Genomic DNA, 12,838 nt, shown 5'->3' with positions numbered 1-12,838 from the left:
TTAGTAACGTATTTCAATCCGCCCCTGACAAAATCCACTGTCATTCCAGCTGTTAGGATAGCTGCTTTTGCCGATCAGTCCGATTTGATAAGTTTCACCTGCTTTAAAATCGGTTTGGTATGTTCCCGAAGATATAATAGGAACTCTTGTTCCGCTGGGTACACGGAGATTATTCATACGATGATTCTCATCAAACTCCGTTAATGTCCCACCCACTTTCTGGTACGCTACATTAACACTCAATCCTACTCCCCCGCCTGCCACTGTCGAACCCATCGCTTTCAAAATTTCGATCGATACGACAGGGTTGTCCCGCTGAATCGTGATTGTTACGGGTGGACTCATAAACTGGTAATTTACCGTTGGATTCGAGCCCAAGCCCGATACGTTGTACAGCTGCACCTTAGGCTTCGTCTTCCAGCTTCCGCCGGTGTATTCCATCACATCCCCCTCCTGCGGATTCTCTACCCCATTCAAATTTGCCGCCCTCCCCGCTTGCAATGCAAACGGCACACTTTGCATCTGCATCGTACCCGTTTCGACAAATGTTGTTCCGTTCGCGGGATCGATTTCCGTTTGCAGATATTTGGGTCCGGTTTGCCAGTGGATTGTATTGAAATCCCCCGTTCGGATGCCGCCCCCATCGTTAATCGACACCGAATAAAGACCAAAGGCGTTGGTTGTGATGCTTTTTCGTTCGCTGTACAAGGTCGTCCCGCCGTCAGGCGCGTCTTTGATGCTCAGCCTGATGGCGATGGTCGTGCCCGCGAGCGGGACGCCCTGCGCGTTGCGGGCGATGCCCTGGTAATGTAAAACTTGCGGTGCCTGGCCGTACACACGCAAGGCCAGGCATATCGCCGCAAGCAGAAACCCAATGTTTTTCATGATCTTCTGTTGAAGGGGTATTGCTATTCGTTCCACGCGATCTTCTTGCAGTCGCCGGCGGTGATCTTTGTCGGTGCTTCCGACCAACTCCCAACCACCTTCCCGTCTTTATACTGCTTCGCGCCGATCATGTGGGTGCCGGCCGGCAGCGCAATGTTGCTGACCGACTTTGAGGCCGGTGTCCCGCATGCCGGTTTCAGGAATGACGTCCCGCTCAGCAATGCCTTGACTTCACCGCTGACGGTAATATCTATACGATCAAACTTCGTAGAGCTGATGGTCGTATAGGAAACCAAAGATCCCATCGGTTCCGGGGCCGCTTTTTCCTCGTCGTCTTTACAGGAAATCAATAGGGCTGCCGCCATTACAAATAGTTTTGCACCGAAGATTGTGTGTTTGAATGTTTTCATGACTTTTTAAATTTTTATTTTTGATGGTTCAAAACTAGTCCGGGATACAGCGGCGGGCGAAGTTTTATTTGCCGAAGCGTGGCATTTTACGCTTGATAAGTGCCAAACGCGGAGGGAACCGTTCAATAGGAGTGCGGGGCGTAGGCTGGGCGACCGGAAAGCACTTTGCACCCTGTTTCGGCAAAACGGTTAAACCCGGATTTGCCACATTTCACCCGAAGTTTGCCCCCACTGCTTAACAATTAGTTGGCCTTTCAGGCATTTCACCAAACTTTTGGTTAAAAATACAACGGGTGGAATGCCTGGAACCCACTCATGAACAAATCAGCATAGTAGAGTCGCTAATTTTTGACCCGAACTAAACCTTTCAAAGAATGCCCTGGCCTCTGAAACTGCTTTTTTTTGCATTATTAACCCTTCCCGGATGGCTGCATGCGCAGCTGCCGGATTATAATGTACAAATGCTGAATGAAGGTAGCGGTATCAGTTTGTCGAACGTCCACAAGCTGGTGAAAGACAAAAAGGGTTTCCTATGGATATTGTCACGGCGCGTAGTACAGCGGTTCGATGGCCGCAATACGGTTCGTTTCGATGCCTCCGGGGAGGATTTCCTCGATATTGTGGTGGATCAAAACGGGCAAATATGGGTGAGCAGCCACAACGGACTGAGCACCTATATCGATGACCAGCAGGGATTTCAGCCGGTAAAGATTGCGGGGCCGCAGAAATCCAAATTCAACCTGCTGGATGTGACGCCGGATAACCAGGTATGGGCATTAAGCGGCAATGGATTATATCGTTACGACCGTCGCCGCCACGCTTTTGTGCGGCATCCCATTCCAGGGCTTACCAACAGGGTTTTCTACCGGCGGATATTCAAACGGGCAGGCGATGAGTTTTTGATCGGAGATACGCACGAACTGATAGCCTATAACTACAAAACCGGGCGTGTCCGCAGGACCGGTTTCAACTCCGCGGCGGTCATCGCGCCGTTGTCCGGGGATATTGTCTGGGCCACCAATGCGGATCTGGAAATTTTCGAACTGGATTTCCGCTCGGGCACTGTTTCCAAGGTTCCTCCCACGCGTTTCGCACCGTCCGCAGCCTATTTAACGATCAATTCCGTACTATCACTGGATCAGGACCAGGCGCTTGTTACGACCAGCAAAGGCTGCTACCTCTACGACCGAAAGGCATTGCGCGGCAAAAAAGCAATCTTTTACCATCAGGGCCGCGAGTTGAGCAACAATGAAATCATTACCAGCTACCGCGACGACGAAGGCACGCTGTGGCTCGTCTCGAAGCAAGGCATTCTGTTTTTTAAACCGAACCAGCATACCATTACCTGGCTGCGCAGTTTCCGCAGCCTGCTCAACGAGGAGAATAACAACATCCGCGCCATTACCGGCGATCGCGCGGGCCGCATATGGATGGCAACCACAGAAGGCATAGCCTGCCTTGATCCGGCGACCGGGGATTTCAAAATCACCATGCCATCTGCCGCCAATGCCCCTTACTTTCGCTTCCCGACCATCCACGCACTGAATTTCGACGGCCAACGCCTTGTGCTGGGCCCTGGCTCCGGCGGGCCGCTGTTTATGGACCCGATTACCGGCAAGTTTCAAAAACCGCGCTACCCGGCCGGCAAAGCGGGAGAATTACTGCGGGCAAAGGTCGAGCGGGATTACATCTACGGTATCCAAACTGTCGGCGACGGCGACCAGCTGATTCTTGCCGATGCCTCGTGTTACCTCATTAACCGGGATACTGACGTGATTAGCGAGCTCTCTTTTGCCGGCTCGAACCAAATCCTGCAAACCGCGCGCACCGATCGCACAGGCCACATCTGGATCGGCACTTTCAAAGGGCTGTTATACCTTAACAGCCGTTTTGAAACGGTTTGGAGCGATAGCACCTTTTATCCCGGCAAGCTCGTTACGTCCATTCTTCCCCGCAACGACTCCACCGTGTGGGCCGGCAGCGTCGGGCTTTTCGAGGTGACACGCACGCGTACCGGACTCAGAAAAAAATTGATTATTCCGGAACTGAAAAGAGCGCAGATCACCAATCTCTACGCCGATCGCAGCGGAAAGGTGTGGATCGCTGCGGATGAGGGTTTGTACCGTTTCTCCGCGGAAGACAACAAGCTGGAATGGTTCGATCTGTGGGACAATGTGCAGAACAGACAGCTGAACCCGGGAAGTATTTATGAAGACGACTCCGGGCGCGTCTACTGGGGCGGCCACAACGGCGTCAACTTTTTTGATCCCCTGCAAATTGCGCTGTCACAGCAAAAGCTTCGCGTGTATGTGACGAGCGTAACCGTCAACCATAGCGACACCCTCTTCAAACCACGGCATTACAATGCAGCCCTCATGGCTGAACCCGGCAAGCTGCGGCTCGACTGGAATGAGAATTCGGTAGAAATAAGCTTTACAGCCGCTTACTACCAAAACCCTCAAAAGGTGCATTACCGCTACAAGCTGACCGGCTTGCACACCGGATGGGTACCCAATGGGCATAACAACGTAGTCAGGTTTTCGTCGCTCGCACCCGGCTCGTACATCTTCAAAGCTGCGGCAAGCCTGGACGGGACCACCTGGCAGGAAAGCACGGAGGAGCTTACGTTCGTGATCAACCCGCCGTTTTGGGAGCGCACCTGGTTCATAATCGCCGCGCTTGCATTTGTTTCCGGCCTGATTTATTATTTTCTCAAAAAACGCATAGAAATCGTCAAACACCGTCAGGCGCGGATTTATGCTTTGCAGGACAAGGCCACCAAGCTCGAAAGGGAAAAGACCCTGGTCATGTTCGAAAGCCTTAAACAACAACTCAACCCCCATTTCCTGTTCAACTCGCTGGCATCGCTCGACAGCCTCATCTGGGATGATGCAACCAAAGCCAGCAGGTTTCTCGAAGGCCTCAGCTGGACTTACCGGTACATTCTCAAAAACCAGAATAACGAGCTTGTGCCGCTTTACGAAGAGCTGGAATTTGCAGCGGAATATGTGAAGATCCAGCAGACCCGTTTTCGGGATGGCCTGGATGTGGACGTAGCCGTCGCCAGCCCGTGGACGCACATGCTGATAGCCCCGGTCACGATCCAGAACCTGATCGAGAATGCGATTAAACACAACGCAATGTCGGCCGACGCTCCCCTGTACATAAATGTCTATACGGAAGCCGGATATATTGTGGTACAGAACAACCTTCAAAAGAAACGGTTTGTCGAAACCAGCAACCGCCAGGGGCTCAAAAACCTTCATTCGCTTTATTCTTATCTTACGCCTTTGCCCGTAATGGTATCCGAATCGGCCGGCTTATTTACGGTTAAGGTGCCACTCATCAGCGGTAATAACATCACACATTCCACTGAAACCGATATTTCTAATGAAAGCAATCATCATTGAGGACGAAACGCTCGTAGCCCGCCAGCTTGAAAGGAAGATCGGGCAACTTGCGCCCGACATCGAAGTGACGGCCATTTTGCCCAGCCTTAAAACTGCCCGGAAATGGTTCCTCGAAAACGCCGAGCCCGATCTGATGTTTATGGATATCCAGCTCAGCGACGGCATCAGTCTCGATGTTTTCGACTTTTACGAACTGAAATGCCCGGTCATCTTCACTACCGCTTACAGCGAATATGCCATCCGCGCTTTCAAAGTGAACGGCATCGACTATTTGCTCAAACCGGTTCTCGAACGAGACCTCAAAAGGGCGCTCGACAAGTTCCGGGAGAAGAGTACAGCCACACCTGAACTTTCAGCAAAAGTGAACCAGCTAATGCAAATGCTGGCCAGGCCTGAAACCGGCTATTCGGGCTACAAGGAAAAATTCCTCGTCAATGTCCGGCAGCATTGGGTGCCGATCGACACCCGGGACATTGCCTGCTTTTGCCGGGACAATTTCAATTACCTGCACACATTCGGTGCCGAAAAATACCTGCTGGATTATAATTCGATGGACGAAATCGAAGCGCTACTCGATCCACGTTATTTCTACCGCGCCAACCGGCAGTACATCATTCATATCGATGCCATCCAGACCATTACCCCTCACGAAAACCAGAAACTGACCGTCCGGCTCAAACCGCCTTTGCTTTTCGAAATGGATATCAGCCGGGAAAAAGCGCCTGCATTCAAAAGGTGGTGCGACAGGTAGGTTAGTTAGTTGACATACCGATCTTGCAACCGCGACATCAGCGCATCGCGGCAGGTTCTGCTGACGGGGATCTGCTTTTTGCCGATCCAGATAGTATTGCCCTGAATGGCTTCGATCTTTGAAAATTGAATGATAAAAGAGCGGTGTACCCTGACAAACCGGGAGGCAGGCAATATTTCTTCCATCTTGCCGAGCTGCAAGAGCGGCATCAGGCGATCCGAACCGCGGTGGATCAAAACATATTCCCCATAGGCTTCGATATAGTCGATGTCGTCGAAAGCCACCTTGTATGTTTTTGCGTCCGATTTGATAAAAATATAGTCCTGCGCTTCCTGTGTCGCAATATTCGCCACTGGATGGGGATTGCGGCCGCCGATAAGGTCCATGGCTCTACCGACAGCCTGAAAAAAACGGTCAAATGCGATCGGTTTGACCAGGTAGTCGAGTGCATTCAGCTCATAACTTTTTACGGCATATTCGGTATATGCGGTCGTAAACACGGTCATAGGCCTGGTCGTGAGCGTCTGTATGAAGCCGATGCCGTTGATGTCAGGCATTTGAATATCCAGAAAAAGCAGATCGACCGGTCGGCTTTTCAGCACAGCCGAGGCTTCGATTGCGTTCGCACACGTAGCTACCAGATCAAGCGAAGGAATTTTCGAGACATAGTCGGCAAGCAGTTTCCGGGCCAACGCTTCGTCATCGACGATCATGCAAGTGATTTTCATAGGCTCACGGTCAGACGGATCTCAAATGTACGGGTATTGTCGGTAACTTCCAGGGTATGCCGGCCGGGATAAGTCAGCTCCAATCGCTTTTTTACGTTCGCCAGACCGATACCGCCCGGCTCGCTTTCCGCAGATATGGCAGCGTTTTTTGTATTAATGCACAGGAAGGACAGCCTATTCCGGTCGTCCACTTGCAAGCTAACGGAAATATGGCCGTGCGGATTCATGTCCAGGTCCGAATGTTTGAAGCTATTCTCTAAAAAGGTCAGCAAGAGCAGCGGGGCTATCAGTTGACCTGATCTGACGCCGGTTACCTCAAAAGTCGTTTGCCTGCCGTAAACCTCAGATTTAAGCTTTTGCATTTCCAGGATATTGCGCAAAAAAGCCACCTCGTCCGGTAGTGGCACCCATTGCGCGCGGCATTGATAAAGCATGTACCGAAGCAGCTCGGAGAGCTTCATGATCATCGGTGCGGCGTTATCCTCTTTCAGGTATGCGAGTGTGTAAATGTTGTTGAGGGTATTAAACAAAAAATGCGGATTGATCTGATTTTTCAGGAATTGCAACTCGCTTTCCAACTGCTTCCTCGCCATTTCATTTTGGGTCTGCAAGGCATTGAAACGATCAACCGCGAACTTCCAGGCAGTGCTGATGATCAGCACCACCATAAAAAGCAGGTATATCCGTGCGAACTGGAAGGCTCTCGGGTATTGAATGTTGCGTTTCAGGATCATTTTCACATCCGCCGGCACCAGCGTCAATTGCAATTTTGACAACAACACCAGCATACCGAAACAAAGCAGTCCGTAAAGTATGTACCGTCGTTTTTCCAGGAAAGACGGGATCAGAACCAAGGTATTCGAATACACAATAATGGCCTGCATACCCACATTAATGGTTGCGGCCCAAGCAGCCGCCTGGGGCTGTTGCGTGTTTGAAAACATCAGAACCCAAATGAGCCAATAGCCCAGCCAGGCAAACGAAGCGATCGTCGGGACCTTCTTCAAAGCAGTGTTTTTCATTTACAACCCTATTACCCTGCAATGGTAAGGCATATCTGCGGAAACCAAAACAAACTCCGTCGAATGGCATGGTTTATCTTACAAACGCCCGGCTTTTTCCGTTGAAATGTATTTCCGGAGAGAATAGCCTGTCCATCGGCAATCCCGTGCATTCCAGGTCAGGTTTACCCGCCTTCATGGATTTACTTTTTCAGTTTGTCCGTTCCGCATTTGTTTTGACCTGAAACAAAACAATCTGTCATATGAAAAATCTGACCGTAACTATCGGTTCCGTTTTCGCATTATTGCTTTTTGCCGGCGGTGCACTCGCTCAGCAAAACCGGCTCGCCGACACGCCTGCCGAAGAACGGGCGCAATTACAGACGCAACGGATGAAAGAAACACTCCATCTGGACTCCGCACAGGCCGCAAAAGTGGCTGTGATCAATTTAAGTTACGCCCGTAAGATGGACCCGGTTATCGCGGGCAAAGGCAGCAGGCTTTCCAAACTGCGAGCGTTTCAGCAAGTAAACGCCGCCAGGGAAAAAGAACTGCAAATGGTGTTGAGCCAGCAACAGTTCAGGCAATTCAAACAGCAGCAACAGGAAGTGAAACAGGAATTGAAAAAACGTAAATCATAAGACCACATGACGAACATATTAACGTTTTTGACAGCTTGCGCTCTCCTATTCTGTTCCTGCCGCACGGATCAAGTGGCACCGGAGACACCCCCGGTTTACAATTTTGACGTAGTGGACAAATTCCTGGAAGCGCACCTCGCCGACTACAACGATCAGGTGATCGTGCTCGTATCGCAAAATGGTAAGCTGATTTACAAAAAGGGGTTTGGCCTCGACGAGCATACCAGCAAACCGATCGCATCGGCCACCAAATGGCTTTCGGCAGCCGTCATTTTAAGCCTCGTCGATGAGGGTAAACTATCGCTCTCCGACAGTATCGGCAAATTTCTTCCGATATTCACCGCCCACCAAAAAGGGAATATCACCATCCGGCAGTTGTTTGCGCACACAGCGGGTTTCGGAGGCGATTCACCTCAAAAGTACGAGTACAAGAGACTAATGACGCTCGCTGAAGCGGTGGATTCCATTGCCCTGTATACTCCCCTCCTAAGCATCGCCGGCACCCAATTCGACTACGGAAGCGCCGGAATGCAGATCGGCGGCAGGATTGCGGAAATCGTGTCGGGCCAAAAATGGCAGGATCTGTTTGACCAGCGCATTGCCCAACCTTGCCAGATGACTGCGGAATATCGTTCCGCGCGTAACCCCATCATCGCAGGCGGCGTGCATACCACAGCTGCTGACTACCTCAAATTCCTGGAAATGCTGGTTAACGGCGGTACGAGTGACGGGCATCGCGTGTTAAGTGAAAATGCCATCGAGGCCATGTTCAGCGACCAGACCGAAGGCTCAAAAATCACCGGGACACCATATGCCACTAATCCATTTTCAACAACGCCTCAAAGACCAGTCCGTTACGGAGTCGGAAACTGGCTTGACGTGGTCGATACTGACGGCCATGTGCTGGAAAGCAGTAGTCCGGGCCTGTTTGGTACGCATCCATGGCAAGATTCAAAGCACCAAATCGCAGGTATTATTTTCACCCAGACTACGCCCAGACAGAGCAATATGACCAGCCTGGAAATTCGCAAGATGATCAGGGATATTGTGGAGTGAAGGCTTTCGATTGCCCGCGATCCGCATTTCCGGATGAATTTCATTTTACCATTCGAGTCGATCGGCGTTGAACAAAGAAGTAGTCAGTATCGAGGTTCCGGGTGTATTACTATTGCGGATCATCCATACCCGACGTTTTGATGCCTCTAAAGACTACCAATGCCCATTCCGCAGGCAGCCACCGACAATGCTAAAAACCTGAAACAAAACCGCTTCTGGAATAAAAAGGTACACTTATGAAGTCATTCACATTAGCTCTGTTTTTTCTGTTTGCATTACCCGCATTCCGGCCCGGGCAGGGGTCTTCCGAACCAGTGGGTGAGCTGATCAGGCTGGATTATCAAAATTCCGATACGGTAACAGACCTCGGCGCCGGGCTTTGGGCCTGGCCATTGCCGATAGACTACGATAGCGACGGCGATATGGATTTGCTGGTGTCCTGTCCGGATGTACCTTACAACGGGCTCTATTTTTTTGAAAACAAATCGGGCAAGAAAGTCCCCGTGTTCGAAGCACCTGTACGCGTGGCGGCCGGCTTGAAACACCCGCAGGTATCGTATGTGAATGGCCAGCCGCGCGTGCTGGACCAGGGGGCCGAGCTCACTGATTTCCTGCAAAATAAAGGGGCTACCCGACAGCCTTTGTACGCGCCGGATTCACTGCATACCGATTTCAAAAAGAAACCGCGCTTTGTGCAATGGAAATGGGTCGATTACGATGCTGATGGCGACCAGGACCTGATCGCAGGCATCGACGACTGGCTGGAATACGGATGGGATAATGCGTACGATACAAAAGGAAAGTGGACGAATGGCCCGCTTCACGGCTACGTATACCTGATCGAAAACAACGATGGTCAATACAAAAACCGGGGCCGCTTGAAAGCAGGCGGCGAAATCCTGGACGTATACGGCCCACCCTCCCCCAATTTTGCGGATTTCGATGGCGACGGGGACCTCGACCTGATCTGCGGTGAGTTTCTCGATAAATTTACCTGGTTCGAAAATACCGGCACAGCTAAAAAGCCCGTGTACGCCCGTGGTCAGCAGCTCGCGAATGCAGGCGGCAACATCCGGATGGACCTTGAAATGATCATCCCAGTGGCCGTCGACTGGGACCGCGACGGCCACGTAGACCTGGTGTGCGGTGATGAAGACGGCCGCGTGGCACTGATCCGGAATACGGGTAAGAAAAAAGGTAATATGCCTGTTTTCGAATCGCCCTACTATTTTCAGCAGCGCGGCGGCTCTATTAAATCGGGCGCATTGGCAACGCCGGTCGGTGTGGACTGGGACGACGACGGCGACGAGGACATTATCACCGGCAATTCGGCCGGCTACATCAGCTTTATCGAAAATAAGAGAGGCGGCGCCAGGCCGGATTTCGCCGCGCCGCGCTTTCTCAAATCCGGGAATGAAGTCATACGCATTCAGGCCGGAGACAATGGGTCGATCCAGGGCCCCTGTGAGGCCAAATGGGGCTATACAACCTTGTCCGTGGCGGATTGGGATGGCGATGGATTGAAGGATATTGTCGTCAATTCGATCTGGGGCAAGGTGCAATGGTTCCGTAACCGCGGCAAAAAGGGAGCGCCCTTGCTGGATCCTGCGCAGCCGGTGGAAGTAGCCTGGACAGGCATTGCTCCGAAGCCCAAATGGATATGGTGGACACCTTCTAAAACTGAACTCGCCACTCAATGGCGTACCACGCCCTATGCGATTGACTGGAACAAGGATGGCCTAACGGACCTTGTCATGCTCGACCCGGAAGGTTACCTGGTGTGGCATGAACGGTTCAAAGCAAGCAAAGGACTGATGCTCCGTCCCGGCAAGCGCATTTTTATGGATGAAAACGGAGAACCGTTGCGCCTCAACAAGAAAGACAATGGCGGCAGCGGACGCCGGAAATTTACACTAGCCGATTGGGACAAGGATGGCGACCTGGACATGCTCATCGATAGCCGGAATGTCGATTTTTACGAGAATACCGGCGAAAAAGACGGGAAAGTAACCTTCCGGAACAAGGGGCCGCTTTCGGAGCTGCGCCTGGCCGGCCATGACACCAGCCCCACCACTGTCGACTGGGACAAAAACGGTCAGCCGGATTTGCTCGTGGGTGCGGAGGACGGCCATTTTTATTACCTCAAAAGATAAATCAGTCTCTCGGACAAGTAATAGTATTGGTTCCTGCCGCTACGGCTGCGCCCGCCTTGCCTGCGACCACGCGTGCGGGGAAGACATCGAGAATCTTCGTAATGGCCGACCGGATGACAATTTCCGGATTTTTGCCATCATCGAACCCGACCTCCACGACGGCAACCACCCAGCCCCGCCAGATCAGCTTCCTGGTCTGTGAATGCCAGACATCGAGAATTAAAGTCGCCTCGCGGTAGCGGAATAAATTGTCACGCGGCATCATCCAGTAATCGCCATACAAATAGCCATATGGATCCGGGAGCAGCATAGATTGCTCGTCGACACGGATATCATAGCGTAAGGTCAAGTCGGACGGCTCGCGGCTAAGTAAATAGCCCTTTGCAGTGAGGAGATCGTTCACGGCCTGTTTAATCCGCCGGTCATTCAATGCATTGAAATAGATGGGATTCGAGTACCAGGCAGCGCTGTCTGTTTCAGCCCATTGGAAGGTATGGTATTGATAGACGGGCCAACTGCTGTCAACCTCGTGGTAAACCCGCATTTCCGGGCTGCACCCTATAAGTATAATCCCCAGTAACGCCAGCACCGTCCGCATAGATCCTTCAAAGTTGGTTATGGATAATAAATTATGACGGACAGCCAGCGCAGCCCTTTCTCCGTACATTCTCGCTAGGCTATTTCAAACCAGCCTTCACTGCAAAACCGTTCGCGTCCGACAGACCAGGTCAGCTGCGCGAGCCAGAAACCCTTCGCAAACCGGCGGGTCGAAATGCTTACCCGCGGGCCATTGGCGGGGGTGAGTGGTATCCTCAGATCATCCTCAGCCGACTGCCTCGTAAAGGTCACTTCGGCTTTTACAAAATACAAAGGGAGTACAAATGTGACTTTTTCCTGTTCTGCTTGGTAGGTCATGGTAGTAAGATTTTATATCAGGTTAATCGGCAGGATCAATTCATTGCATTACATATGTCCAGACAGGCTCCGTCAAATGGTTGACCACATCTTCGGCAACGCTGCCTTCGGTGATATGTGCGAGGCCCTTGTGGCCGTGCGTCCCCATGGCGATGATAGAATTGGGAATACGGCGGGCGTATTTAAGAATCCCTTCCTGGGCATTAAGCCCCCTGCTCACATGAACAGTATAGTCTTTTAATCCATAAAACAGGGCGTAGTCTTCCAATCTACGTTCGGCCTCCTCCTCGGATTCCACGCTAAACGGGAACCCGTTGACGTAGAGCAAGTGAATCACAGCTCCGAACAATGTCTGGAGCGCTTTAATCTGTTCCACCAGCGGTTTCTGGTCGAGTTCCATCGTCGTGGGAAAAACGATATTCCTGACCGAATCCAAATGAAACGGGCCGTGAATGGCCATTACGGGTACCGGAGAAGCGCGGACGATCTTCTCGGTGTGCGAGCCTATAAAAAACTCTTTCAGCCCCGACGCACCATCCGTACCCATGATTACCAGGTCAACCTTTTCCCTTTTGATTACATCGCGGATTACGTCGTTGACATAACCGGTTTCCAACAGCAACTCCACACGAACGGAACCGCGGGCCGCTTTGCTTTTCAATTTCTCAAACTCCTTTTCACTGTACGCGATCCATTCGTCTATCTTCGACAAGGGATCTATGGCTTCGAATGGCTGACCAGGCATTCCGTTTCCGAAAACCGTCGGGACCTGCATTATTTTCAGTACGAGCACGCGGCCACCCGTAGCAGCAGCCATTTCAACGGCAAACTGAAAGGCGTGTTTAGCTGCCGCCGAGAAGTCACAGGGAACAAGTATTCGTTTCATAG

Annotated in this window: 12 protein-coding genes; 5 read left to right on the top strand and 7 right to left on the bottom strand. The window is 51.6% G+C overall.

Translation table 11 applies throughout. From position 1 onward, the window contains the following. Both AC2YIT_RS24450 and AC2YIT_RS24445 read right to left on the bottom strand, forming a co-directional pair. A complete protein-coding gene (locus tag AC2YIT_RS24450; RefSeq protein WP_487280912.1) occupies positions 1 to 885 on the bottom strand; it encodes a hypothetical protein in 885 nt (294 codons plus the stop codon). 23 nt (positions 886 to 908) lie between these two features. After that, a complete protein-coding gene (locus AC2YIT_RS24445) occupies positions 909 to 1,295 on the bottom strand; it encodes a hypothetical protein (protein ID WP_487280911.1) in 387 nt (128 codons plus the stop codon). Positions 1,296 to 1,669: 374 nt separating this feature from the next. Here AC2YIT_RS24445 and AC2YIT_RS24440 point away from each other — a divergent pair, with 374 nt between their 5' ends. Beyond that, complete coding sequence (locus tag AC2YIT_RS24440; RefSeq protein ID WP_487280910.1) at positions 1,670 to 4,705, top strand: histidine kinase; 3,036 nt, start codon at positions 1,670 to 1,672, stop codon at positions 4,703 to 4,705. Then, entirely contained in the window at positions 4,686 to 5,456 is a 771-nt protein-coding gene (locus tag AC2YIT_RS24435) for a LytR/AlgR family response regulator transcription factor (protein WP_430846806.1), read from the top strand. The genes AC2YIT_RS24440 and AC2YIT_RS24435 overlap by 20 nt, the downstream gene beginning before the upstream one ends. Positions 5,457 to 5,461: 5 nt before the next feature. Here the strand turns inward: AC2YIT_RS24435 and AC2YIT_RS24430 are convergent, their stop codons facing one another. Continuing rightward, positions 5,462 to 6,184, bottom strand: a complete 723-nt coding sequence (locus AC2YIT_RS24430) for a LytR/AlgR family response regulator transcription factor (protein WP_487280909.1) — start codon at positions 6,182 to 6,184, stop codon at positions 5,462 to 5,464. Further along, positions 6,181 to 7,206 carry a sensor histidine kinase gene (locus tag AC2YIT_RS24425; protein ID WP_487280908.1) on the bottom strand — a complete coding sequence of 342 codons (1,026 nt, stop codon included), beginning with the start codon at positions 7,204 to 7,206 and terminating at the stop codon, positions 6,181 to 6,183. The genes AC2YIT_RS24430 and AC2YIT_RS24425 overlap by 4 nt, the downstream gene beginning before the upstream one ends. Positions 7,207 to 7,448: 242 nt before the next feature. On the opposite strand from AC2YIT_RS24425, the gene AC2YIT_RS24420 reads away from it, so the two are divergent. From AC2YIT_RS24420 to AC2YIT_RS24410, 3 genes are all read left to right on the top strand, one after another. Further along, positions 7,449 to 7,826, top strand: a complete 378-nt coding sequence (locus tag AC2YIT_RS24420) for a DUF4890 domain-containing protein (RefSeq protein ID WP_430846800.1) — start codon at positions 7,449 to 7,451, stop codon at positions 7,824 to 7,826. 6 nt (positions 7,827 to 7,832) lie between these two features. Beyond that, the gene (locus tag AC2YIT_RS24415; RefSeq protein ID WP_487280907.1) at positions 7,833 to 8,882 is read left to right on the top strand and encodes a serine hydrolase domain-containing protein; all 1,050 of its coding nucleotides are present in this window, start codon (positions 7,833 to 7,835) and stop codon (positions 8,880 to 8,882) included. Between the two features lie 236 nt (positions 8,883 to 9,118). After that, entirely contained in the window at positions 9,119 to 11,035 is a 1,917-nt protein-coding gene (locus AC2YIT_RS24410; RefSeq protein ID WP_487280906.1) for an FG-GAP repeat domain-containing protein, read from the top strand. A gap of 1 nt (position 11,036) precedes the next feature. On the opposite strand, the gene AC2YIT_RS24405 is transcribed toward AC2YIT_RS24410, so the two are convergent. Genes AC2YIT_RS24405 through AC2YIT_RS24395 form a run of 3 tightly spaced genes read right to left on the bottom strand, consistent with a single transcriptional unit; the run spans position 11,037 to position 12,836 of the window. Beyond that, positions 11,037 to 11,702: a DUF4136 domain-containing protein gene (locus tag AC2YIT_RS24405; RefSeq protein ID WP_487280905.1), complete on the bottom strand. Its 666-nt coding sequence runs from the start codon at positions 11,700 to 11,702 to the stop codon at positions 11,037 to 11,039. 5 nt (positions 11,703 to 11,707) lie between these two features. Continuing rightward, positions 11,708 to 11,950: a hypothetical protein gene (locus tag AC2YIT_RS24400; protein WP_487280904.1), complete on the bottom strand. Its 243-nt coding sequence runs from the start codon at positions 11,948 to 11,950 to the stop codon at positions 11,708 to 11,710. Between the two features lie 40 nt (positions 11,951 to 11,990). Further along, positions 11,991 to 12,836, bottom strand: coding sequence for a universal stress protein (locus tag AC2YIT_RS24395; protein WP_487280903.1), 846 nt, complete (start codon positions 12,834 to 12,836; stop codon positions 11,991 to 11,993). Positions 12,837 to 12,838 lie beyond the last annotated feature (2 nt).

Source organism: Dyadobacter sp. SRI_021, from assembly GCF_057586235.1.
Note: the sequence above shows the minus strand (reverse complement) of the source record. Positions and strands in the feature narration are given on the sequence as shown.

What these genes read in the sequence shown, in the direction of transcription:
- AC2YIT_RS24395 (WP_487280903.1), bottom strand. Translation starts at nt 12,836, where the DNA reads ATGAAACGAATACTTGTTCCCTGTGACTTCTCGGCGGCAGCTAAACAC.
- AC2YIT_RS24405 (WP_487280905.1), bottom strand. Translation starts at nt 11,702, where the DNA reads ATGTACGGAGAAAGGGCTGCGCTGGCTGTCCGTCATAATTTATTATCC.
- AC2YIT_RS24400 (WP_487280904.1), bottom strand. Translation starts at nt 11,950, where the DNA reads ATGACCTACCAAGCAGAACAGGAAAAAGTCACATTTGTACTCCCTTTG.
- AC2YIT_RS24420 (WP_430846800.1), top strand. Translation starts at nt 7,449, where the DNA reads ATGAAAAATCTGACCGTAACTATCGGTTCCGTTTTCGCATTATTGCTT.
- AC2YIT_RS24450 (WP_487280912.1), bottom strand. Translation starts at nt 885, where the DNA reads ATGAAAAACATTGGGTTTCTGCTTGCGGCGATATGCCTGGCCTTGCGT.
- AC2YIT_RS24415 (WP_487280907.1), top strand. Translation starts at nt 7,833, where the DNA reads ATGACGAACATATTAACGTTTTTGACAGCTTGCGCTCTCCTATTCTGT.
- AC2YIT_RS24445 (WP_487280911.1), bottom strand. Translation starts at nt 1,295, where the DNA reads ATGAAAACATTCAAACACACAATCTTCGGTGCAAAACTATTTGTAATG.
- AC2YIT_RS24410 (WP_487280906.1), top strand. Translation starts at nt 9,119, where the DNA reads ATGAAGTCATTCACATTAGCTCTGTTTTTTCTGTTTGCATTACCCGCA.
- AC2YIT_RS24435 (WP_430846806.1), top strand. Translation starts at nt 4,686, where the DNA reads ATGAAAGCAATCATCATTGAGGACGAAACGCTCGTAGCCCGCCAGCTT.
- AC2YIT_RS24425 (WP_487280908.1), bottom strand. Translation starts at nt 7,206, where the DNA reads ATGAAAAACACTGCTTTGAAGAAGGTCCCGACGATCGCTTCGTTTGCC.
- AC2YIT_RS24440 (WP_487280910.1), top strand. Translation starts at nt 1,670, where the DNA reads ATGCCCTGGCCTCTGAAACTGCTTTTTTTTGCATTATTAACCCTTCCC.
- AC2YIT_RS24430 (WP_487280909.1), bottom strand. Translation starts at nt 6,184, where the DNA reads ATGAAAATCACTTGCATGATCGTCGATGACGAAGCGTTGGCCCGGAAA.